Source organism: Arthrobacter sp. 10N43 (assembly GCF_056394525.1).
In genome coordinates, this window is record NZ_JBFTIA010000016.1 from 24,285 (window position 1) to 45,808 (window position 21,524).

19 protein-coding genes are annotated in these 21,524 nt (G+C 67.2%); 13 read left to right on the forward strand and 6 right to left on the reverse strand.

What is annotated here, in order from left to right; all coding sequences use genetic code 11:
* Positions 1-5: 5 nt before the first annotated feature.
* The 6 genes from topA (at position 6) to proC (ending at position 7,589) form a co-directional block, all read left to right on the forward strand.
* Positions 6-2,744 carry a type I DNA topoisomerase gene (gene topA, locus AC1DDO_RS20335; RefSeq protein WP_476972622.1) on the forward strand — a complete coding sequence of 913 codons (2,739 nt, stop codon included), beginning with the start codon at positions 6-8 and terminating at the stop codon, positions 2,742-2,744.
* A gap of 117 nt (positions 2,745-2,861) precedes the next feature.
* Positions 2,862-3,344, forward strand: a complete 483-nt coding sequence (locus tag AC1DDO_RS20340; RefSeq protein WP_476869826.1) for an SseB family protein — start codon at positions 2,862-2,864, stop codon at positions 3,342-3,344.
* Positions 3,345-3,440: 96 nt separating this feature from the next.
* Positions 3,441-4,445, forward strand: a complete 1,005-nt coding sequence (locus AC1DDO_RS20345) for a Ppx/GppA phosphatase family protein (protein ID WP_476869825.1) — start codon at positions 3,441-3,443, stop codon at positions 4,443-4,445.
* A 124-nt stretch (positions 4,446-4,569) separates the two neighbouring features.
* Positions 4,570-4,911, forward strand: a complete 342-nt coding sequence (locus tag AC1DDO_RS20350) for a YciI family protein (protein WP_476869824.1) — start codon at positions 4,570-4,572, stop codon at positions 4,909-4,911.
* Between the two features lie 22 nt (positions 4,912-4,933).
* Positions 4,934-6,268 carry an RNA polymerase sigma factor gene (locus AC1DDO_RS20355; protein WP_476869823.1) on the forward strand — a complete coding sequence of 445 codons (1,335 nt, stop codon included), beginning with the start codon at positions 4,934-4,936 and terminating at the stop codon, positions 6,266-6,268.
* A 487-nt stretch (positions 6,269-6,755) separates the two neighbouring features.
* Positions 6,756-7,589, forward strand: coding sequence for a pyrroline-5-carboxylate reductase (gene proC, locus AC1DDO_RS20360; RefSeq protein ID WP_476868992.1), 834 nt, complete (start codon positions 6,756-6,758; stop codon positions 7,587-7,589).
* Positions 7,590-7,659: 70 nt separating this feature from the next.
* Here proC and AC1DDO_RS20365 read toward each other — a convergent pair whose 3' ends face one another.
* Together AC1DDO_RS20365 and AC1DDO_RS20370 are read right to left on the reverse strand one after the other, a co-directional pair.
* On the reverse strand, positions 7,660-8,298 hold the full coding sequence (locus tag AC1DDO_RS20365) for a potassium channel family protein (protein WP_026266712.1): 639 nt from the start codon (positions 8,296-8,298) through the stop codon (positions 7,660-7,662).
* A 40-nt stretch (positions 8,299-8,338) separates the two neighbouring features.
* Entirely contained in the window at positions 8,339-9,769 is a 1,431-nt protein-coding gene (locus AC1DDO_RS20370; protein WP_476868991.1) for a TrkH family potassium uptake protein, read from the reverse strand.
* A 118-nt stretch (positions 9,770-9,887) separates the two neighbouring features.
* On the opposite strand from AC1DDO_RS20370, the gene AC1DDO_RS20375 reads away from it, so the two are divergent.
* Both AC1DDO_RS20375 and AC1DDO_RS20380 read left to right on the forward strand, forming a co-directional pair.
* On the forward strand, positions 9,888-11,111 hold the full coding sequence (locus AC1DDO_RS20375; RefSeq protein ID WP_476868990.1) for an acetoin utilization protein AcuC: 1,224 nt from the start codon (positions 9,888-9,890) through the stop codon (positions 11,109-11,111).
* A gap of 81 nt (positions 11,112-11,192) precedes the next feature.
* Positions 11,193-11,795, forward strand: a complete 603-nt coding sequence (locus AC1DDO_RS20380; RefSeq protein WP_476868989.1) for an ArsR/SmtB family transcription factor — start codon at positions 11,193-11,195, stop codon at positions 11,793-11,795.
* A gap of 76 nt (positions 11,796-11,871) precedes the next feature.
* Here AC1DDO_RS20380 and AC1DDO_RS20385 read toward each other — a convergent pair whose 3' ends face one another.
* The 3 genes from AC1DDO_RS20385 to AC1DDO_RS20395 all read right to left on the reverse strand — a co-directional run bounded on the left by AC1DDO_RS20385 (position 11,872) and on the right by AC1DDO_RS20395 (position 17,203).
* Positions 11,872-13,221 carry an alpha-hydroxy acid oxidase gene (locus AC1DDO_RS20385; protein WP_476972623.1) on the reverse strand — a complete coding sequence of 450 codons (1,350 nt, stop codon included), beginning with the start codon at positions 13,219-13,221 and terminating at the stop codon, positions 11,872-11,874.
* A gap of 196 nt (positions 13,222-13,417) precedes the next feature.
* Positions 13,418-15,916: a beta-glucosidase gene (locus tag AC1DDO_RS20390; protein ID WP_476868987.1), complete on the reverse strand. Its 2,499-nt coding sequence runs from the start codon at positions 15,914-15,916 to the stop codon at positions 13,418-13,420.
* Entirely contained in the window at positions 15,917-17,203 is a 1,287-nt protein-coding gene (locus tag AC1DDO_RS20395) for an MFS transporter (RefSeq protein WP_476868986.1), read from the reverse strand.
* Between the two features lie 109 nt (positions 17,204-17,312).
* Here AC1DDO_RS20395 and AC1DDO_RS20400 point away from each other — a divergent pair, with 109 nt between their 5' ends.
* From AC1DDO_RS20400 to AC1DDO_RS20415, 4 genes are all read left to right on the forward strand, one after another.
* The gene (locus tag AC1DDO_RS20400) at positions 17,313-17,915 is read left to right on the forward strand and encodes a TetR/AcrR family transcriptional regulator (protein WP_441409689.1); all 603 of its coding nucleotides are present in this window, start codon (positions 17,313-17,315) and stop codon (positions 17,913-17,915) included.
* 326 nt (positions 17,916-18,241) lie between these two features.
* Positions 18,242-19,354: a 3-deoxy-7-phosphoheptulonate synthase gene (locus tag AC1DDO_RS20405; protein ID WP_476972624.1), complete on the forward strand. Its 1,113-nt coding sequence runs from the start codon at positions 18,242-18,244 to the stop codon at positions 19,352-19,354.
* 199 nt (positions 19,355-19,553) lie between these two features.
* Positions 19,554-19,775, forward strand: a complete 222-nt coding sequence (locus AC1DDO_RS20410) for a helix-turn-helix domain-containing protein (RefSeq protein ID WP_018775046.1) — start codon at positions 19,554-19,556, stop codon at positions 19,773-19,775.
* Between the two features lie 204 nt (positions 19,776-19,979).
* The gene (locus AC1DDO_RS20415; protein ID WP_003792170.1) at positions 19,980-20,078 is read left to right on the forward strand and encodes a 30S ribosomal protein bS22; all 99 of its coding nucleotides are present in this window, start codon (positions 19,980-19,982) and stop codon (positions 20,076-20,078) included.
* Between the two features lie 178 nt (positions 20,079-20,256).
* Here AC1DDO_RS20415 and AC1DDO_RS20420 read toward each other — a convergent pair whose 3' ends face one another.
* Positions 20,257-21,075, reverse strand: a complete 819-nt coding sequence (locus tag AC1DDO_RS20420) for an HAD family hydrolase (protein ID WP_476868983.1) — start codon at positions 21,073-21,075, stop codon at positions 20,257-20,259.
* A gap of 130 nt (positions 21,076-21,205) precedes the next feature.
* Between AC1DDO_RS20420 and AC1DDO_RS20425 the strand changes: the two genes are divergently transcribed.
* Entirely contained in the window at positions 21,206-21,478 is a 273-nt protein-coding gene (locus tag AC1DDO_RS20425) for a glutaredoxin family protein (RefSeq protein ID WP_476868982.1), read from the forward strand.
* The last annotated feature ends 46 nt before the right edge of the window (positions 21,479-21,524 follow it).

Consider the following 21,524-nt stretch of genomic DNA (forward strand, 5'->3'; position numbering starts at 1 on the left):
GCATCGTGCCAAGCAAGGCCAAAACCGGCAAGAAACTCGTGATCGTGGAGTCTCCCGCCAAGAGCAAGACCATCGCCAAGTACCTGGGCGAGGGCTTCATTGTTGAGGCCTCCATCGGTCACATCCGCGACCTTCCCCAGCCCTCGGAGCTCCCCGCGGAACTGAAGAAGACCCCGCTGGGCAAGTTCGCCGTCGACATTGAAAACGACTTCAAGCCCTATTACGTGGTCTCCTCGGACAAGAAGAAAAAGGTCGCCGAACTCAAGGCCCAGCTCAAGGACGCCGACGCTCTCTATCTCGCAACCGATGGGGACCGCGAGGGCGAGGCCATCGCGTGGCACCTGCTGGAAGTGCTCAAGCCCAAGGTTCCCGTCTACCGGATGACCTTCGGTGAAATCACCAAGGAAGCCATCCACCGCGCCATGGACAACCTGCGCGACGTCGACCAGGACCTGGTGGACGCCCAGGAAACCCGCCGCGTGCTGGACCGCCTCTACGGCTATGAAATCTCTCCGGTGCTCTGGCGCAAGGTGGCCCGCGGCCTCTCCGCCGGCCGGGTGCAGTCCGTGGTGACCCGCATGGTGGTGGACCGCGAACGTGAGCGGATGGCCTTCAAGGCCGCCTGCTACTGGGACCTGACAGGCCAGTTCGGGGCAGACTCGGGATCCTTCAAAGCCAAGCTCGCCGCCGTCGACGGCGCCAAGGTGGCCAGCGGCCGCGACTTCAACGACAACGGTGAACTGACCTCCCGGAACGTCGTCCACGTCAACGAGGAACTCGCCACAGCCCTGGCAGCCGGCCTGCAGAGCGCCGACTTCAGCGTCCGCTCCGTCGACACCAAGCCGTACACCCGCCGCCCGGCGGCGCCGTTCACCACCTCCACGCTGCAGCAGGAGGCCGGCCGCAAACTGCGCTTCTCCTCCAAGAGCACCATGCAGGTTGCCCAGCGGCTCTACGAAAACGGCTACATCACTTATATGCGTACGGACTCGTCCGCACTGAGCGACGAGGCCGTCACGGCCGCCCGGCGCCAGGCCTCCGAGCTGTACGGCACCGAATACGTTCCCCAGTCGCCGCGGGTCTACAGCAGCAAGGCCGCCAACGCCCAGGAAGCCCACGAGGCCATCCGCCCCGCCGGCGACTCCTTCCGCACGCCCGCCCAGGTGGCCAAGCAGCTCTCCGGCGACGAGTTCCGGCTTTACGAGCTGATCTGGAAGCGCACGGTCGCCTCTCAGATGGCTGACGCCAAGGGCTCCACCGCCACCATCCGCCTGGGCGCCGTGACAGTGGGCGGCACGGCCGCCGGCCGCGACACCGAATTCTCCGCGTCCGGCACCGTCATCACCTTCCCCGGCTTCCTGGCCGCCTACGAAGAGGGCAAGGACGAAAGCCGCGGCGATGACGACTCAGAGGAAGCCCGCCGGCTGCCGAACGTGGCCAAGGGCGACGCGCTGCAGGCTTCTGACATCGTCGCCGTCGGCCACGAGACCTCGCCGCCGCCGCGCTTCACGGAAGCCTCGCTGACCGCGGAGCTGGAAAAGAAGGGCATCGGCCGTCCGTCGACCTATGCCTCCACCATCTCCACTATCCAGGACCGCGGCTACGTCCGGAAGCAGGGTTCCGCGCTGGTTCCAAGCTGGATCGCGTTCTCCGTCATCCGGCTCCTCGAGCAGCACTTCCACGACTACGTGGACTACGAGTTCACGGCGGACATGGAAGCCGACCTGGACAAGATCGCCAACGGCCAGGCGGCCGGACCCGCCTGGCTCAAGCACTTCTACTTCGGCGCGGACTCCGAGCCCGGGCTGCTCAGCATCGTGAACAACCTCGGTGAGATCGACGCGCGCGAGATCAACTCCATCCCCATCACGGACGGGATCACGCTCCGGGTCGGCAAGTTCGGCCCGTACCTGGAAAGCTCCGTCGCGACGGTGGATCCGGAGACCGGCGAAGTCGTTGAGGCGGCCCGAGCCAACGTCCCCGAGGACCTGGCCCCGGACGAACTCACCGCCGCCAAGGCCGTTGAACTCATGGAGACGGCCGCCCCGGAGGAACGCGTCCTGGGCACGGACCCGCACACCGGGCACACAGTGGTGGCCAAGAACGGCCGATACGGCGCCTACGTCACCGAGGTCATCCCGGAGATGACCGATGAACAGCTGGCCAACCAGCCTGTTGAGTACTACAAGAACGGCAAGCCGAAGCCGGCCAAGAAGCCCGTCAAGGCCAAGCCGCGCACGGGTTCCCTGTTCGCATCCATGAGCGTGGACACCATCACCCTGGACCAGGCCCTGCAGCTCATGAGCCTGCCCCGGGTGCTCGGCCAGGACGCCGAGGGCAATCCCATCACGGTGCAGAACGGCCGGTTCGGACCCTACCTGAAGAAGGGAACGGACTCCCGCTCGATCGGCTCCGAAGAGGAGATCTTCACCATCACGCTGGAGCAGGCGCTGGAGATCTACTCGCAGCCCAAACAGCGTGGCGCCCGTGCCGCCGTGCCGCCGCTGGCCGAATTCGGTCCGGACCCCGTCTCGGAGAAGAACATCGTGGTGAAGGAAGGCCGCTTCGGCCCGTACATCACCGACGGCGTCACCAACATCACCGTGCCGCGCAGCACCTCGATCGAGGAGCTGACCCGGGAACGCGCCGTCGAACTCCTGGCGGAAAAGCGGGCCAAGGGCCCGGTCAAGCGCACGACGACGGCCCGCAAGGCACCGGCGCGGAAGGCCCCGGCGAAGAAGTAGGACAGCCACACTGGAGTCGCCGGAAACGTGCGGGCCCGCCGGAAAATACCGGCGAATTCGCAGGTTTCCGGCGATTTCGCGTTTGCGGACCGGCCGCGGACGTGATCGAGTAGGAATATGACTGAACAGCCCGCACACCTGGACAACCAGCCGCTGAACGAACTCGAAGAGCAGCTTGCCCGGGGGGAGCAGCCGGACGCCAACCCGGTGGACGTGATCCTCGCCTTCCTGAACAACGAGGTCTACGTGGTCAGCTCCGACGCCCTGGAGGGCCCGGACTCCCAGGTGGAACCGCTGGTCCTCGCTAACTCCTCCGGCAAGCCGGTCCTGGCCGTGTTCTCGCACCCGAGCCGCGTCACCGAGCAGTACCTCGCCGCCGCCCCGAACGTGCTGGGCACGCAGGGCGCCGCGATCATCGGCAACCTCGGCGAAGAGCTCGGCATGGTGATCAACCCGGGAGCCGCGTACGGCTTTGAAATCGATCCGGAGGGCGTGGCCAACATCCGCCGCGACTTCAAGCCGACGGACGAGCCCGCTGACGCAGACGCTGACGCTGACGCTGCCGAGGATCGGCCGGCACAGGGCACCGGCCCGGCCTAAGCCCGAGGCCCGACGTAACCCTCGCAACGGCGGTATTCTTCGCGAATACCGCCGTTGCTGTAGGCCAGCTGCTTCCGTGGGGGGAATAATGGCAACATGCGTCTAGGCGTCCTCGACATCGGATCCAACACTGTCCATCTGTTGCTGGTCGACGCCCACCCCGGCGCCCGTCCGGTCCCCTATGCCTCGCACAAGCGGCGGCTGTCGCTCGTGCAGTACCTCGACGACGACGGCAACATCGACGACGAGGGGCAGCACGAACTCGTCGAGTTCGTCCTCGAGGCGTGGGAATTCGCGGCCAAGCACAAGGCCGACGACCTCCTCGCGTTCTGTACCTCGGCCATCCGTGAGGCCACCAACGGCGCGGATGTCCTGGCCCGGGTAAAGCATGAAACCACCGTCACCCTCCGGGAGCTCACAGGCAGCGAAGAGGCGTCCATGACGTTCTTCGCCGTCCGGCGCTGGTACGGCTGGGGCGCCGGGTCCATCCTGAACCTGGATATCGGCGGCGGCTCCTTCGAGATGGCCCTCGGACAGGACGAGCTGCCCGAGCTGGCACTGTCCGTTCCGCTCGGCGCCAGCCGGCTGACGCGGGACTGGCTGCCCGAGAATCTGCCCTCGGCCAAGAGCATCAAGGAGCTGCGCCGCTACATCCGCTCCACGCTCAAACCTGCGGTGCGCAAATTCGAGAAGCTGGGCCCGCCCAACCTTGTGGCGGGTACGTCCAAAACTTTCCGGTCCCTGGCCAGGATTGCCGGTGCCGCCCCCAGCGCCGCCGGGCCGTACGTCAAGCGGGAGCTGCTGGCCCTGGACCTGGGGCTCTGGGCGCAGCGGATCTCGGCCATGGAAATCGGGGACAGGCTCCACCTGCCCGGCGTATCGGAGGCCCGCGCGCCGCAGGTCCTGGCCGGTGCCCTCGTCGCCGAAGCGGCCCTTGAAATGTTCAAGTTCGACAGCATGGTGACCTGCCCGTGGGCCCTGCGTGAGGGACTCATCCTCCGCCGCCTGGACCAGCTGGTGTTCGAGGGGCCGCTCGATCCCGCCCCGCATGTGGCAGAGCAACCGCCGGCGCGGCTCCTGTCGCCGGACAAGACTTCCTGAGACCGCACGGGCAGCGGCGGTGTCGAGGGCGTTGTCGAGACCGTTGTCGATCCGTAGCGTCCTCGATCGTGTAAATGCTGAGAGGCCGGCACACCGCCGGCTGATCCGACAAGGAGGCACCGAAATGACGCAGTACCTGCTCAGCATTTACCAGCCGGACGGCCCCGCCCCAAGCCCGGAAATCCTCGAACCGATCATGCGTGACCTGGCGGTCCTGAACCGGGAAATGCAGGACGCGGGAGCCTGGGTGTTCGCCGCGGGACTCCACCCGGCGGAGTCGGCGACGGTTCTTAGGCCCAGCGGCGACGAGATCCTTATCACCGACGGACCCTTCACCGAGGGCAAAGAGCACCTCGGCGGATTCACCGTCATCGAGGCCGAGGACCTCGATGCGGCACTTGGCTGGGGGCGGAAGCTGGCCGGCGCCACCACGCTTCCCGTTGAAGTCCGTCCCTTCCAGCACTAGCTGCCGGGCCAAGGACGCTGCTGTGGGCGACCGGGAGGTACGTAGCGCCGCGACCGAGGCAGACATTGCCCGGGTGTTCCGGCACGAATACGGCCGCGCCGTAGCCGTCCTGACGCGCACGTTCGGCAACATCGATATTGCCGAGGACGCCGTCCAGGATGCTTTTGCTGCGGCGGTCCAGCGCTGGCCCGCCGCAGGCGTCCCGCCCAGCCCGGCCGGCTGGATCATCACCACAGCAAGGCATCGGGCGATCGACCGGCTGCGGCGGGAGGCCTCACGTGAGGATAAACAGGCCCAGGCGGCCCTGCTCGCGGCGGCGCGGACCGGGAACGGACCCGCGCCGGCCGCGGAGGAGCAATTCCTGGCGGACCAGTCAGGGGTGGAGGACGTGGACGATGACATTTTGCGGCTGATGTTCACCTGCTGCCATCCGGCGCTGGCCAGGTCGGCCCAAGTGGCCCTCACGCTCCGGCTCCTGGGTGGATTGACCACGCCGGAGATCGCCCGGGCCTTCCTGGTGCCGGAGGCAACCATGGCGCAGCGGCTGGTCCGGGCCAAGGCGAAAATCCGGGATGCGAGGATCCCGTACCGTGTCCCGCAGGGCGCCGAACTGCCCGAACGGCTGCAATCGGTGCTGGCGGTGGTGTACCTCATCTTCAACGCGGGATACACCGCGGGGCCCACGGACAGTCCGGCCCGGACGGAGCTCTGTACGGAAGCTGTCCGGCTTGGCAGGCTGCTGGCGTCCCTGATGCCGGACGAGCCGGAAGCGACGGGTCTGCTGGCACTGATGCTGCTCATTGAGTCCCGGCGCGCGGCCCGGTTCGCCCCCGACGGCGCACTGGTGCTCCTGGCGACCCAGGACCGGACGCGCTGGGACAGCACCCTGGCCGCCGAAGGCCAGGAACTGGTGCGCCGGTGCCTGCGCAGGAACCGTCCGGGGCCGTATCAGCTCCAGGCGGCCATTAACGCCGTCCACAGCGACGCCGCAACCACGGGGGACACCGACTGGGCGCAGATCCTGCAGCTGTATGACCAGCTCCTGGCCGTCGCTCCCGGACCGGTCGTGGCGCTCAACCGTGCGGTCGCCCTTGCAGAGCTGCACGGGCCGGCCGCCGCTTTGGCCGCGGTGGAGGACCTGGGACTGGAGAACTACTACCTCTTCCACGCCGTCAGCGCCGATTTCCTGGTGCGCCTGGAGCGCTTTGCCGAAGCCGCCGGCGCCTACAGTCGGGCCCTGGCGCTGGCTGGAAGCGCCGCGGAACGCCGGTTCCTGGAAGAGAAACTCCGGAGGGCAGAGTCTGGCCGGGCAGAGACCGGCGGGGCAGAGAGCGTGAACTCAGCAACACAGGGTTAAACGAGTAGCGCCGGGCGATGGGAGCAGGACTTGGGGGAACACTGCTGCACATCGCCCGGCGCACCGCCGGCTCCTGGGGAGCCGGCTATCATCACTCGCACCTGTTGAGGCACTTTCCAAGGTAGTAGCCGATCATGGATGTCCGGCGAGTATTACCTGTGCATTGGCTGGCAATCCGGATGTCCCTGACGGCGGCGGCCGGCGCCGCGGCGGCCGGCGCCGCGGTTCGACTCGACGGATGGGACTGGCCGGCCGGGATTGGCCGGCCGGGACTGGCCATTTAAACGGCAAAGGCACCGGCCGTCCGCCGCGGGAAAAATGGAAAAAATCCGCTGCAGACCGCCGGTACCGCGCAGGCATCCGCATGCCTGCTGCATCACTCGCACCCTCAATGAGGTATCTACTACGTTAGGGTCCAAAGTTGTGCACTGACTGCGCTGAAGGTGTGAGCTGGCTGGGAATCAGGTCAGACTGCAATGATGGGGGCATGAGCAACCGAATCGCATTCCTGGGCTGTGGGTCAATGAACGAGGCAATTCTGGGCGGGCTGATCGACGGCGGCGTCGACCCGGCCGACATCGTCGCTACCGTCCGTAGGGCCGAGCGTGCCGCCGAACTGGCCCAGAGGCACCACGGGATCACGGCCATCGCGGGCGAAGAAGAGCCCGACAACAACAAGCAGGCGGCCACCGGCTCCGGCGTCGTGATCCTCGGCGTCAAGCCCGTGGGCATCGCGGACCTGGCCCGGGAAATCAGCGGCTCCCTGTCGCCGGAAACAATCGTCATCAGCGTCGCCGCCGCAGTCTCCCTGGAGCAGCTGGAAGCGGCGCTCCCTGCCGGCCAGCCTGTCATCCGCACAATGCCGAACACTCCTGCGAAGCTGGGCCGCGGCGTCGTCTCCGTCTCGCCCGGAACCCATTGCTCCGCCGGGCAGCTCCAGCACGCCAAGGACATCCTCGCGGCCGTCGGCACGGTAGTGCAGATTCCCGAAGACCAGGTGGACGCCCTCTCGGCGATCAGCGGATCGGGACCGGCCTACGCCTTCTACCTCGCGGAGGCCATGGCTGATGCAGGGACGAAACTGGGCCTGGACCCGGAGCTGTCGCTCCTGCTGGCCCGCGAGACGGTCGCCGGGGCGGGCTTCATGCTGGCCGAGCCCGGTGCGGATCCTGCCGCGCTGCGCAAGGCGGTCACGAGCCCGAACGGGACCACGGAACGGGCCATCGCCACCTTCGACGAGCGGGGACTTCCGGCCATCATCGCCGACGGCGCCCGCGCCGCCGCTGCGCGCGCAGCGGAAATCACCCGGCAGCTCGCCTGAGCCAGCCCGGCCGGCAGCGGGACGACGCTGATCGGCCCTGCCCGCCGGCGACGGCGCTTCCTGTTGTGCCCTAGGGGCGCGCCGCGAACCGCTCGAGCAGGTCCACGTGGCCGGAAACAATGAGCATGTCCCGTGAGGACACCTTGGTTTCGGGCCGCGCGTACGTGAAGTCCTCGCCCGGGGACTTCACGCCCACAATCGTCACGCCGTACTTGGAGCGGACCTTGGACTCATCGAGGGTGAAGCCCACCGTCTCGCGGGGCGGGTACATCTTCACGATCGCGAAGTCGTCGTCGAACTCGATGAAGTCCAGCATGCGGCCCGAGACCAGGTGCGCGGCCCGGACGCCGGCGTCGGCCTCCGGGTAGATGACGTGGTTGGCGCCGATCCGGGTCAGGATCTTGCCGTGCGAGGGCGTGATCGCCTTGACCCAGAGGTGTTCGATCCCGAGGTCCACGAGGTTCACCGTGATCAGCACCGAGGATTCGATCGAGGTGCCCACGCCCACCACCGCGGAGCTGAATTCCTGGGCGCCAAGCTGGCGGAGGGCATCGATGTTGGTGGCGTCGGCTTCCACGACGTGGGTCAGGACGCTCGCCCACTTCTGGACCAGGGTGCGGTCCCGTTCAATGGCCAGGACCTCCCGGCCCTGCTTGACCAGTTGCTCTGCGGTGGATGCGCCAAAACGGCCCAGCCCGATCACCAGCACGGGGGCGTTGTGGGCGGGGCGGTTGACGGCGCCTGAGGAACTAGCCAATGATCGGTCTCTCTTCCGGGTAGTGGTACAGCTGGCTGCGCTGGCGCAGGGCCAGGCCGGCGGCAAGGGTGACCGTCCCGACGCGCCCGGCAAACATGAGCAAAGCGAGGACGTAAACCCCCGACGGCGGCAACTCCGCGCTGAGGTTGGTGCTTAGGCCTACCGTGGCGAAGGCGGAAATCGTTTCAAACAGGACCCGGTCCAGGGATGCGTGGCTGATGTGCAGGAGCAGGAGGGCCGAGACCGAGACGAGGGTAGCGCCGGCGACGATCACCGAAATGGCCACGCGCATGGTGCCCTCGGGGATGGTGCGGCCATAGATCTTCACGTCAGCGTCGCCGCGGGCCTCGGCGGTGATCGCCAGGAACATCACGGCGATGGTGGTGACCTTGATGCCGCCGGCCGTGGATGCGGAGCCGCCGCCGGCAAACATGAGGGCGTCGGAGAGCAACATGGTGGTGGACTCCATGTGGTTCTGGTCCACCAGGTTGAAGCCGCCGGAGCGCAGCATGACTGAGGCAAACAGCGCATGCGTGATCTTGTCGCCGAGGTCCATGTCCCCGATGGTGCGCAGGTTGTCCCACTCCAGGAAGCCCCACAGGACCGTCCCGGCGGCCAGGAGGATCAAGGACACCTGGATGGTCAACTTGGTGTGAAGGTTCCATTTCTTCCACCGCAGCCCGTTCTGGTGCAGCACCATGACCACGGGGAAGCCCAGGCTGCCCAGGAATACCCCGAGCATGAGCGGGACGAGGATCCAGAGATCTGTTTCGTACGGGACGATTCCATCCGAATGCGGCGTGAATCCAGCGTTGTTGAAGGACGAAATGGCGTAGAAGACGCCGTGCCAGACGGACTGCCAGAAGCTCTCCCCGAGGATGAGGAAACGGGGGATAAGAGTCAGCGCCAGGGCGGCCTCGATCACCACGGATGTCACGATCACGATCCGCAGCAGCGTACCCACTTCGCCGAGCCGGCCGGCATTCATGGCTTCCTGGGCGATCAGCTTGCCGCGGACACCGAGTCTCTTGCTGACCATGAGCGCCAGCAGCGACGCGAGGGTCAAGGTGCCCAAGCCGCCCACGAAAATGCCGACCAGGATCACGAGCTGGCCGAAGAAGGACCAGTGCACAGCCGTGGAGACCACCGTCAGGCCCGTGACGCAGACAGCGGACGCCGCGGTGAAGAACGCCTGATGCAGTGGTGTGACCTGTCCCGTCGCGGAAGCTAAGGGCAGCGAGAGCAAAACGGTGAAGACCAGGATTACGACGCCGAAGGCCGTAAGCGCCAGGCGGGCCGGCGAGCTGTTTGCGATGCTGTCAATGAAGTCGCGCAGGCGTGTGAAGATCCACAGGCCTTCCCGCTCCGGCATGCCTGGCTGCCAGCTGGCCGGGCTCGTAGACCTCGACTGGCTTTGCGTCATGTTTTTCCTCGGTTGAAACTTCTTCCCCAAGTAGTAAACCACTAAACGCCGGGTAATGGCCGGGGAAGCACCCTTGCACGCGCGGGAAGCCGGGAACCGCTCAGGTAGCCTGTGATTGATGACATTCCTGCCCGGACTCGCTCAGACCGCGCTGCCGACGACGGTGGTGTGGGCTCCTGCCATGACCGCCTACAACTTCGGCCACTCGCACCCGATGGCGCCGGAGCGCATGGAGCTCACCGCGAAGCTGGCCGGCAGCCTGGGACTTCTGGATCTTGACCACGTCACGGTCGCGGCTCCGCACGTCGCGGCCGACGCGGAACTGTGCACGGTCCACAGTCCGGAGTTTGTGGCCGCCGTCCGGCAGGTCAGCGAAAACCCTGACACTCCTGACCACGCCAGGGGCCTGGGCACCGAGGATGACCCCGCCTTTGCCGGCATGCATGAAGCCAGCGCCCGGCTGGCCGGCGGGTCCCTGCTGGCGGCAGCTGCCGTGCTGGACGGCAGTGCGGTGCGGGCCGTGAACTTCGGCGGCGGGATGCACCACGCCTCCCGGGACCGCGCGAGCGGTTTCTGCATTTATAACGACGCTGCCCTTGCGGTGCAGCGGCTGCTCGACGGCGGTGTCCGGCGTGTGGCCTACGTCGACATCGACGCGCACCACGGCGACGGCACCCAAAGCATCTTCTGGGATGACCCACGCGTGCTGACTATTTCGCTGCACGAGTCCGGGCTGACCCTCTTCCCGGGCACCGGCTTTGCCAACGAGATCGGCGGCCCGAACGCCCAGGGCAGCGCGGTGAACGTTGCACTGCCGGCCGGCACCGCCGACGCCGGGTGGCTGCGGGCCTTCCACGCCGTCGTGCCCCAGCTCATTGGCGCGTTCGAACCGGAAGTGATCGTCAGCCAGCACGGCTGCGACTCGCACCGGCTTGACCCGCTCACCCACCTGAACATCAGCGTGGACGGCCAGCGCGAGGCCGCCACGGCAATCGGCAACCTCGCCGCGCGCTATTGCGAGAACCGGTGGATTTCCACGGGGGGCGGCGGGTACAACGTGGTCAGCGTGGTGCCGCGGTCCTGGAGCCACCTCATCGCCATCGCCGCCGGCCGCCCTATACCGCTGCGGACCCCGGTGCCGGAGGACTGGCGAAGCTACGTCAAAGACAAGTACGGGGACCGGTTCGGTGTGGAGCCCCCGGAAGCGATGGGCGACGACGTCGACCTCTGGTGGCGGTCCTGGGAAGTGGGTTTCGACCCCAACGACGCGGTGGACCGCACCATCATGGCCACCCGCAAGGAAGTCTTTCCCCTGCACGGACTGGACCCCTGGTTCGACTAATTCCGGGCCGGGGTTGCAACCCTGTTTGGGGGCATCAATTGGTGGATGCCATCTGGCGTATATGTCGCTAGTGTGGAGGACATGGTGACAGACGACGTATTTGCCGTCATTGCTGAGGCAACCAGGCGTGACATTCTGATAGCCCTCCGCAAGGGGGACAAAGCGGTGGGGGAACTGGTCCAGGAGCTTGAAGCAAGCCAGCCCACCATTTCCAAACATCTCAAAGTCCTGCGGGAAGCGGACCTGGTGAGCATGCGCGCCCAGGGCCAGAAGCGCTTCTACACGCTCAACCCCAAACCCCTTGCCGGGATCGCCACCTGGCTGCAGGCGTTCGACGTCGGCCCCGCGGCGACAGCCGACCCGGCCGCAGCGCGCCTGCCTGAATCCCGCCCCGTCGCCGCCCCGGATGGACTGGCCGTTGGACTGGCTGCGGCGGCCAGCCCGCAACCCGTCTCCGCGCAGGCCGTCGCCGCACAGGCGGCCGCACAGACCGCCGCCGCACAGCCTGCCGCCGCACTGGCGGGGCGCCCCGCCGGCAGCTCGCTGAGCCCCGCCGTCGTCATCCCGGTCGGTACCGCAGGCGAGGACAAGATGCCCCAGCAGATCGGGCGGACCGTGGGCCGCGCCGCCACCAAGGCCGCTGACCTCCTGGCCAACCTGCCCAAGTTCGGCCGCAAGAAGTAACCCAACTAGCTAGCAGCAGGGGCCGTTCTGGGTGCTCAGAACGGCCTTTGCTGCGAGTCAGTTGGGTGCCGGCCGGCTACTTTGTGAGGATCCGTACGTGGTCCGGGGTGAGGTCCGCGATCCGGGTGACGCCGAGCAGGGCCATGGTGCGTTGCATGTCTTTTTCCAGGATTTGCAGGGCGCGGTCCACTCCGGCGCGCCCGCCGGCCATGAGGCCGTAGAGGTAGGCGCGGCCGATCAGGGTGAAGTCGGCGCCGAGGGCCAGGGCGGCGATGATGTCCGCGCCGCTCATGATGCCGGTGTCCAGGATGATCGCGGCGTCGCTGTGGTCTGCCTTCAGGGCGGCGGAGACCTCGGGGAGCAGGTGGAAGGGGATGGGGGCGCGGTCCAGTTGGCGGCCGCCGTGGTTGGAGAGCACGATCCCGTCCGCGCCGTGGTCCACGACCTTGCGGGCGTCCTCGACTGTCTGGATGCCCTTGACCACGAGCTTGCCCTTCCAGGTCTCGCGGAGCCAGTCGAGGTCGGCGTAGGTCAGGGTGGGGTCGAACATGGAGTTGATGAGGTCCGCGACCGTGCCGGTGTACCGGGACAGGGAGGCGAAGGTCAGCGGTTCGTGGGTGAGGAAGTTGAACCACCAGGCGGGCCGGTAGGAGGCGTCCAGGACGGTTTTGAGGGTCAGCGCGGGCGGGATGGTCATGCCGTTGCGGACGTCGCGGAGCCGGGCGCCGGCGACGGCGGTGTCCACGGTGACCATGAGGGTGTCGTTGCCCGCGGCGGCGGCACGCTGGATCAGTTCCAGCGAACGGTCCCGGTCCGTCCATAGGTAGAGCTGGAACCAGTTGCGGCCCGCCGGTGCCGCGGTGGCGACGTCCTCGAGGGACGCGGTGCCCATGGTGGAGAGGGTGTAGGGGATGCCGGCGGCTTCGGCGGCCCGGGAACCGGCGTATTCGCCTTCGGACTGCATCATCCGGGTGAAGCCGGTGGGCGCGATCCCCACCGGCAGGCGGGAGGGTCCGCCCAGGATGTCGGTGCTGAGGTCAATGCTGGAGACATCCCGCAGGATTCCGGGCCGGAACTCGATGTCCAGGAAGGCCTGGCGGGCGCGTCGGAGGCTGATTTCGGCCTCGGCGGCGCCGTCGGTGTAGTCGAACGGGGCCTGCGGAGTGCGGCGTTTAGCCATGTCGCGGAGGTCCCAGATGGTGCTTGCCCGGCGCAGCCTGGCGGCCCGGCTGAACCCCGGCTTCTTGAACTGCATCAGCGGAGCAAGGTCCGCGTACCTGGGCACGCGGCGCTTCAGCGCGGCAGGGACCCCGCCGGCGGCCGTCGCGGCTGTGCCTTGCCCGGATAAGGAGGCCCCAGCGTCCGGCGCGGTGGCTTTGGGAGTGGTGGGAGCCTCGGGGTTGCCGGGCGGGACGGTCTGCCTCATTGCTGCCTCCGGTTCTGCAGGATCTTCAGCGTGTGCTCCAGAACACTCTAGCGGGGATGTTTTCCGAGCCCCTTCGTCCTTATTGTTTCGGCGGCTTTCCCTGCCCGTGTGCGCGCCCGGAACGCAGTTGGCGGCAGCGCCCGCGGAGGGACACTGCCGCCAACAGCCCGTTCAGTCGACGGTGCCGGCCAGGAAGCTAGCGCAGTTCGATGTCCAGGGCCTGGAAATCGTCCGCCGAGTGGCGGCCCACCAGCAACCGGAAGGTGCCGGTCTCGAACTGCCAGCCGCCGTCGTAGTGGCCGAACGCCCGTGCCGGAATGCGGATTTCAACGCTCTCCGTGCCGCCGGGCGCGAGGTGCGTTCCGGCGTAGCCGGCAAGCCAGCGCACCGGCCGTTCCACGGCGGAGTCGGCGCGGTCCAGATAGACCTGGACGACGTCGCGGCCGGTGCGCGTCCCCGTGTTCCGGACCGGGACGTGCACGAGGACATCCTGGTTGGCGGGAACGGAGGCCGGAGCGTGCGGGCTGCCCAGTTCGAACGTCGTGTACCCGAGGCCGAAGCCGAACGGCAGGGCCGGTGCAGCTCCGCCGCCGGCCTGCTGCCGCAGCCAGGCGCGGTAGCCGATGTGGATGCCTTCGGAGTACACCACCTTGCCGTCGACCGGCGTGGTGTCCAGGACCGGGACGTCCGTCAGGGCCGCGGGCCACGTCGTGGGCAGCCGGCCGCCCGGCTCCTCGGCGCCCAGCAGGATGTCAGCCACCGCGGTGCCGAATTCCTGGCCGCCGAACCAGCCCAGCAGGACCGCGTCCACCTTCTCCAGCCACGGCATGAGCACCGGGGAACCGGAGTTGACCACAACAACGGTGCGCGGATTGGCCGCCGCAACAGCCTCCACCAGCTGGTTCTGCCGGCCGGGCAGATCGAGGTCCTTGCGGTCGAAACCCTCGGATTCGATCGCCGCGTTGGTGCCGACGACGACGACCGCGACGTCAGCGTTCCGTGCGGCTGCCACGGCGGCGTCGATTTCCGCCTGGGGATCGGTGACCACTGTTTCCTCGCCGAGCAGGATGGCCGTGAACGGGATGACCTGCTGCTTCGGCAGTTGGTATTCTGCCTCGATCCGGACCTTCTGGCCGGCCGCGGCCTCAAGGATGTGGACGGTCTTGGGCGGGTCGAACAAGGCGGCGCCGAGGACGTCGGTGTCGTCCTCAAGCTCGCCGTTGAAGACCTCGTCCCCGTCGAGGGCGAGCCGGATCTGGCCCACCGTCCCGACGCCGAGGTGGTGGACGCCGGCCGTTTCCGGGGTCCAGTCGGCCTCCATCCGGATGGCTGCGGTGCCTTCGGGAATGCCCACGCCGAACCAGATCAGGTGTGAGGCAAGCCGGTCTTCGCCCGAGATCTCCGTTCCGTCCGTTGCGAGGAACGTGACGCGGAGTCCGGGCACGCCGGATACCGGGTTGTGCAGCGACGTGCGCGGGAACGCCTGGATGCCTTCGGCCACCTTGGCGCCCCGGACGTAGGTGACGTCGACGTCGTCGGGCAGGGCCTTCCGGAGTCCCTCCAACGGCGAGACGGTGTATTTGGGCATCACCGTGGCGCTGCCGCCGCCCTGGGTCCGCGCCTCTTGGGCGTTGTGGCCGATCACGGCCACGCTGCCCAGCTTCGCGGCGTCCAGTGGCAGGATCCCGCCCTCGTTGCGGACCAGCACCGCGCCGCGCACCGCCACTTCACGGGCGATGGCGGCACCATCCAGCTGAGCGGGCAGGCCTGTCACAGCGGGAGTGAAACCTTCGAGGGATCCCACCCGGGCCGCAAGACGCAGGATGCGGGTGGCCTTTTCCAGGATGGCGTCCCGGCTGACCCGGCCGTCGCGGACCGCTTCGAGCAGCTTGGGGCCCCAGTGGCCCACGGGACCGGGCATTTCCAGGTCCTGGTGTGCGTTGGCGGCTTCCACGGACCGGACACCGGTCCAGTCAGAGACCACAACGCCGTCGAACCCCCATTCCGTGGAGAGCGGGGTCTCGAGGAGTTTGTTTTCGCTGGCCGTGGTGCCGTTGATGGAGTTGTACGAGCTCATCACGAGCCAGGCGCGGGCTTCAGTGATGGCATCTTCAAAGGCGGCGAGGTAGAGCTCGCGCAGCGGGCGCTCGGCCACAACGGAATCTGAGGTAAAACGGTCCGTCTCGGCCTCATTGGCGAGGTAGTGCTTGGGGGTGGCACCGACGCCCATGGACTGCACGCCGGAGACGTACCCGGCAGCCAGCGTCGCGGTCAGGCGGGGATCCTCGCTCATGCATTCGAAGTGCCGTCCGCCCAGCGGCGAACGGTGGAGGTTGATGGTGGGGCCGAGGACGGCGTGCACGCCCTTGCGCCGGGCCTCCTGCCCGAGGACCTGGCCGTAGCGGCGGGCGGTCTCAACGCTCCACGTCGCGGACAGGGCGGAGGAGGACGGCAGCGAGACGGAGTCGTGGCGCTCATCGAAGTCCTCGCCGCGGACGCCGGCGGGGCCGTCCGACATGACAACGCGGGTGAGGCCGATTTCGGGAATGGCGTGCGTGGACCACACGTCGGCGCCGGTCAGCAGCTGGATCTGCTGAGCCAGGCTCAGCCCGGCAGCGAGCTCGCGGATCCGGGCCTCCGCGTCCGGGGAATCCGGGGAGAGGGCCAGGACGGCGGGGGACAGGGCGGGATTCATTTACTTGACTCCTTTGATGCGGGTGACGAGGATGGCGCCGACGATGCCGACGGCAGCGCCGCCGAGGAACAGGGCGGGGTATCCGCCCAGGGCGATCACGGGGAAGGCGACAGCGGGCACCAGGGACTGCGGGAGCGCCTGGGCGATGTTGAATACGCCGAAGGTCTTGGCGTTTTCGGACTGCGTGCCCGGCAGGAGGTCGGCGATGAGGGCCACGTCCACGGCGCCGAAGCAGCCCAAGCCGAGTCCCGCGATGGCCTGGCCCACCAGGACCTGGTCGGTGGTGCTGGAGGTGGCGATGACGATCAGGCCCACCATGATGATCAGCGCGGAGGCGATCACCATGCCTTTTCGTTTGCCGATCCTGTCGCTAAGCCAACCGCCGGCCACACTGGTCAGCACCGTGCCTGCGGAACTGATCAGCGTCGCCTGGAAGACCAGGGTGGTGACCTGGGACGGGGCTACGTGGAGCTGGTCGGTGAAGAAGTACGGCAGGTAGAGCAGGGCCGCGCAGTAGCCGACGTAGACCATGAACTTGGTCAGCCAGGCCCAGCCCAGGCCAGGGTAGGTGCGGGGATTGAAGTAGAACGAGCCCAGGACCTCCTTGAGGTTCAGCGGCGCGGGCTTCTCGGTAAGGACACGGTCCTTGAAGGTGAAGGCGAAGCCGATGGCCAGGGCGGTCCCGACGACGCCGGGTACAACGGCCATCTGCAGGGCGTTGTCGAAGAGCTGCGCGAAGAACGCCGCGGCTACAAGCCCGACCGACAGGGTCATGCCGATGAGCCCGGACAGGCGGCCGCGTTCCGACGGGGCGGCCTGGTCCGGAAGGGTGGCGACGAGAGCCGCGAGGGCCGCGTTGAACCCCAGCTGGGCAAAGATCCACGCGACCAGAACCCCCGGAACGCCGGTGGCCGAACCCAGGAAGAACAGCGCAACGAGTCCCGTCAGTGAGCCTCCGATGATCCAGGGCTTGCGCATCCCGAAGCGGGACGTCGTGCGGTCACTCAGCCGGCCAAAGAACGGATTGGCGAGAAGGGCGACCACAGCGCCGACTCCGGCGACGAGGCTCAGGGCCCCGGCGCGGGTGTCCGGCGTCGTGATTTCGGAAACCTTGATGGCCAGGACAACGATGGCCGGCGCCAGCACCGCCATCCAGAGGCCGGCGCTCGCGATCGGCATCCCGATCACGTAGGCGCGCGGGGCCTTGCTGCTTGAAGTGTCCAGGCTGCTGGGAGCCTGGCGGGCGGACTGAGCCGCTAAATCCTGGTTGATGGTCCTGACGGCCACATTGCCTCCTGACGAAAAGTGGCCCTCCGTTGGGCCCTGCGAATGATCGTAGCCACAAAAACCGAGTGTGACTAGGTTTTTACTGAAAAAAGTGAAATAAGCTGGACCAATGTCAATGTCGAAGACCCGCGGACCCTACGCAAAAGGGGCCGAACGCCGCGAGCAGATCGTCCGGACAGCCACGGACGTGTTCGCCACGGAGGGCTTTGAGGGCACTGCCCTGAAGCGCGTTGCCGAACTGGTCGGGGTCAAGGAGGCAACGCTCTTCCACTACTTCACCGGCAAACAGGAACTCTTGACGGCGGTTCTCGCCGAACGCGACCGCCGCAGCCGGGAAGTCGGCGGGGCCGGGGACGTAGGGCTGCCTTCGCTGGCCGTCGTTGCCGAGCGGAACCGGCACGAGCCGGGCCTCACCACGCTGTACGCAGTGGCGTCGGCGACCGCCAATGATCCCGGGCATGATTCCCACAGCTACTTCCAGGACAGGTATGCGCAGCTGGTGGAGGAACTGAGCCAGGACATCGTGCGCCGCCAGGACGCCGGGACTGTCCGGACGGACGTTGCGCCGGACGTTTTGGCCAGGCTGGTGATCGCAGCCTTTGACGGCCTGCAGCTGCAGTGGCTATATGACAAGGATGTCGACATGGCTGACGGCCTGACCCAGCTTGTCGACGTGCTGCTGGCTCCGTCGCAGGGTACTGCGCCGAGATGACACGTCGCGGCAGTGTCGGCGCCAAACACTGCCGTGAACTGCTCTCTCGGCGGCTTGCGGCTCCGTGGCCGGGGGCTGCCGCGGGCCTGTGCCGGTGAAATGTTACGCCGGGCGTTTGCCCCGGCTGCGGCTCCCGGGCTATGGTCGGGGCTATGACTAACCGTTGGTATGCGTATTTTTCGTTGGCTCTGGAGGGGCCCGCGTCTAACTGACACGCATCCAACTTTCCTTCAGAGCCAACAGGGCAGAGATCATTCTCTGCCCTTCGCCATTTCTCCGGCGGGTTCTGATCAGGGCCCGCTCCGCATCCGGAACAGGACCCGAAAATGAGCATCGAAGCAGCAGCCGACACCCAGAACTCCACCTCGAACCTGCGCGTCAGCGAGTTCACCCCGCTGCCCACCCCCCAGGACCTCATGGCGGAACTGCCGCTGGAAGCCCGCATGGCAGATGTTGTCGGGCGGGGCCGGGACGAGGTCCGGGCCATCATGGACGGCGTGGACGACCGGCTGCTGGTCATTGTTGGCCCCTGCTCCATTCATGACCCCAAGGCCGGGCTGGAATACGCGCGCCGGCTGGTCAGCCAGGCCGAGAAGCACCGCGAGGACCTGCTGATCGTCATGCGCACGTACTTCGAGAAGCCGCGCACCACGGTGGGCTGGAAGGGCCTGATCAACGATCCCCGGCTGGACGGCAGCCACGACATCGCAGCGGGCCTGCGCGCTGCCCGGGCCTTCCTGCGGCAGGTCACCGCCCTCGGCCTGCCCACAGCCACCGAGTTCCTGGAGCCCATCAGCCCCCAGTACGTCGCCGACCTCGTCGCCTGGGGCGCGATCGGTGCCCGCACCACGGAGAGCCAGATCCACCGCCAGCTGGCCTCCGGGCTGTCGATGCCGATCGGTTTCAAGAACGGCACCGACGGCGACCTCCAAGTCGCGCTGGATGCGTGCAGCGCCGCTGCCGCCGCCCAGGCGTTCCTCGGCATTGACGACGACGGGCGGGCAGCGCTCGTGGCCACTGCCGGCAACCCGGACACGCACATCATCCTCCGCGGCGGACGCAAGGGGCCCAACTACTCCGCCGCCGACGTTGAAGCGGCGTCCGCCAAGCTGGCCGCGAAGCAGTTGAACCCCCGCCTGATCGTCGACGCCAGCCATGCCAACAGCGGCAAGAACCACCACCGCCAGGCCGAGGTGGCCCTCGAAATTGGCTCCCAGCTGGAAAGTGCGGGAGCCGCTGCCGGGGCCATCGCCGGCGTCATGCTGGAGAGCTTCCTGGTGGGCGGGGCGCAGAACCTGGACGTCTCCGTGCCCGCCGCGGATCGGGACGAGCTGGTCTACGGCCAGAGCGTCACCGATGCCTGCATGGACTGGGACGTGACGGCGTCGGTCCTCAGCCAGTTGGCCGCCTCGGCCCGCACGCGCCGGACGCGTTCCTGAGCCGCGAAAGGGTGGTGCCGGCGCGGTAGGGAATTTCGAGATTCCTGCGGAAATCGTGTGGGGATTCCTGCGGAAGCCTTTCACATTGGCACCATGAGCAACTAGTGTTGCTAACACATGGTTGTTTGATGGCTCAGCATCGGCACACCGCCATGTCAACAGGTGGGGCTGCCGTTCGCTGGAGCAAAGGAATAGGGAAATGTCTACGGAGGCCAACTTCTCCAAGGCCCGTTTTTTGACCGTGGCCGAAGTCGCGGAACTGATGCGGGTATCAAAAATGACCGTGTACCGACTTGTACATTCAGGGGAGATGCCGGCCGTGCGGTTCGGCCGCTCCTACCGCGTTCCGGAAAACGCCGTCGAACAGTACCTCAAGGGTGCCGTCGTCGACCGGAACGACGGTCACGCCGGGACTGGCTGAACAGTCCGCGGCAACATTCACAACATCAATCGGCTGCTTTGGGCCCTCACCGGGCCCGCGGTCGTGGGGTGCCTCGCGGAGGCGGTACCCTGTTAAGGAACGTTTTACGTCATTGTAAGAACCTGTCAGTTGTTTCAGTCTGCAGCTTAGCCCGCGGACCCTTCCCAACAGGCAGGTACTGCATCTAGCCGGTAAGGAACTTTCGTGGGTTCAGTTATTAAGAAGCGTCGCAAGCGTATGGCCAAGAAGAAGCACCGCAAGCTGCTTCGCAAGACGCGCCACCAGCGTCGCAATAAGAAGTAGCAATACTTCGCACTGCATGAAATGCCCGTTGCCTTCCAGGCGGCGGGCATTTTTCTTGCCTTCCTGCCGGCGGTGTCCGAATGCGGCGGCGGGAACGGACTTGGGCTGCGGGATCGGACGACGGCGGCCAGGATCCGCGCCGCGCGTGTCCGGAACCGCAGCGGAAAAGACGCCGGGCCTAGCGGCTGGGGCCGCGGAAGCGGGAGAACCCCCGCCACAGGCCGTAGATGACCCCGCCAACCGTCGCGGCCTTGAACCCGAGAGTGGCGGCGCGCCGGCCGGAGCGGAAGTCGTAGACAGGCCAGTTGTGCTCGCGGGCGTAGCGGCGCAGCTTGGAGTCCGGATTGATGGCCACGGGGTGCCCCACCATGCTCAGCAGCGGGATGTCGTTGTAGGAGTCGCTGTAGGCCCAGCAGCGGCCGAGGTCCAGGCCCTGGTCCTCGGCGATTTTCTGGACCGCCACCGCCTTGGCCGGGCCGTGGAGGATCTCTCCCACCAGCCGCCCCGTGTAGGAGCCGTCCAGGATCTCGCCCACCGTGCCCAGCGCCCCGGTGAGGCCCAGCCGGGCCGCGATGACGGTGGCCACCTCGATCGGCGTGGCCGTGACGAGCCATACTTTGCGCCCGACTCGGAGATGCTGCTCGGCCAGGGCCTTGGCCCCCGGCCATATCCTCGACTCAATCATTTCGTCGTAGACCTCTTCGCCCAGGGCCTCTATGTCGCTGGCAGTGATGCCGGCGGCGAGCGTCAGGGCGGAATCGCGGACGGCATGGACGTCATCCATGTTTTCGCCGCGCAGCACGAACATGAACTGTTTCCAGGCGAAACCGGCGGCCTGCGGCAGCGTGAATGCGCCGCGCTGGTAAAGCTTGCGGGCGACGTGGAAAAGGCTTGCGCCCTTCATGAGGGTGTTGTCGACGTCGAAAAATGCGGCTTCGCCGTGCTGCGTCGATGCAGCAGGCTCGCTGGCCACAGTGACGTATTTCTCCTCGGGCATGCCACGAGTCTAGTCAATGACGGGCCCCGGGCCGCCCGCGGGGCGCGCGACGCGGCGGCAGGAAGGCCCGCCTCCCGGTGCGCTGCGCCGCGCGTCGACGCGGAAGCGGCCACCGGGCTACGGTGGATGCATGGCCAAATCCGCGTCTGTCCCCGATGTAGTGCTGATCACCAAAGCTGACTGTCACCTGTGCGCGGAGGCGCGCGCCGCCGTCGGCCGCGTCACGGCCGCGCTCGGAATCGGCTGGTCGGAGCAGTCGGTGGACGACGACGCCGGACTGCGCGAACGCTTTGCCGAGGAGATTCCGGTGGTGCTGGTTAACGGTGTCCAACGGGATTTCTGGAAGATTGACGAGGCCCGCCTGACGCGGACGCTGCAGCGGGTCCTCAGCCAGCCGTCCTGACGCCCGCCTGCTTTGTTGCGCGATGCGCGGGGGCTCTAGAGTGGGA

Coding starts and splice junctions, on each gene's coding strand:
- AC1DDO_RS20390 (WP_476868987.1), bottom strand. CDS start 15,916: ATGAATCCCGCCCTGTCCCCCGCCGTCCTGGCCCTCTCCCCGGATTCC.
- proC (WP_476868992.1), top strand. CDS start 6,756: ATGAGCAACCGAATCGCATTCCTGGGCTGTGGGTCAATGAACGAGGCA.
- AC1DDO_RS20370 (WP_476868991.1), bottom strand. CDS start 9,769: ATGACGCAAAGCCAGTCGAGGTCTACGAGCCCGGCCAGCTGGCAGCCA.
- AC1DDO_RS20375 (WP_476868990.1), top strand. CDS start 9,888: ATGACATTCCTGCCCGGACTCGCTCAGACCGCGCTGCCGACGACGGTG.
- AC1DDO_RS20350 (WP_476869824.1), top strand. CDS start 4,570: ATGACGCAGTACCTGCTCAGCATTTACCAGCCGGACGGCCCCGCCCCA.
- AC1DDO_RS20400 (WP_441409689.1), top strand. CDS start 17,313: ATGTCAATGTCGAAGACCCGCGGACCCTACGCAAAAGGGGCCGAACGC.
- AC1DDO_RS20410 (WP_018775046.1), top strand. CDS start 19,554: ATGTCTACGGAGGCCAACTTCTCCAAGGCCCGTTTTTTGACCGTGGCC.
- AC1DDO_RS20345 (WP_476869825.1), top strand. CDS start 3,441: ATGCGTCTAGGCGTCCTCGACATCGGATCCAACACTGTCCATCTGTTG.
- AC1DDO_RS20405 (WP_476972624.1), top strand. CDS start 18,242: ATGAGCATCGAAGCAGCAGCCGACACCCAGAACTCCACCTCGAACCTG.
- AC1DDO_RS20425 (WP_476868982.1), top strand. CDS start 21,206: ATGGCCAAATCCGCGTCTGTCCCCGATGTAGTGCTGATCACCAAAGCT.
- AC1DDO_RS20380 (WP_476868989.1), top strand. CDS start 11,193: ATGGTGACAGACGACGTATTTGCCGTCATTGCTGAGGCAACCAGGCGT.
- AC1DDO_RS20340 (WP_476869826.1), top strand. CDS start 2,862: ATGACTGAACAGCCCGCACACCTGGACAACCAGCCGCTGAACGAACTC.
- AC1DDO_RS20385 (WP_476972623.1), bottom strand. CDS start 13,221: ATGAGGCAGACCGTCCCGCCCGGCAACCCCGAGGCTCCCACCACTCCC.
- AC1DDO_RS20420 (WP_476868983.1), bottom strand. CDS start 21,075: ATGCCCGAGGAGAAATACGTCACTGTGGCCAGCGAGCCTGCTGCATCG.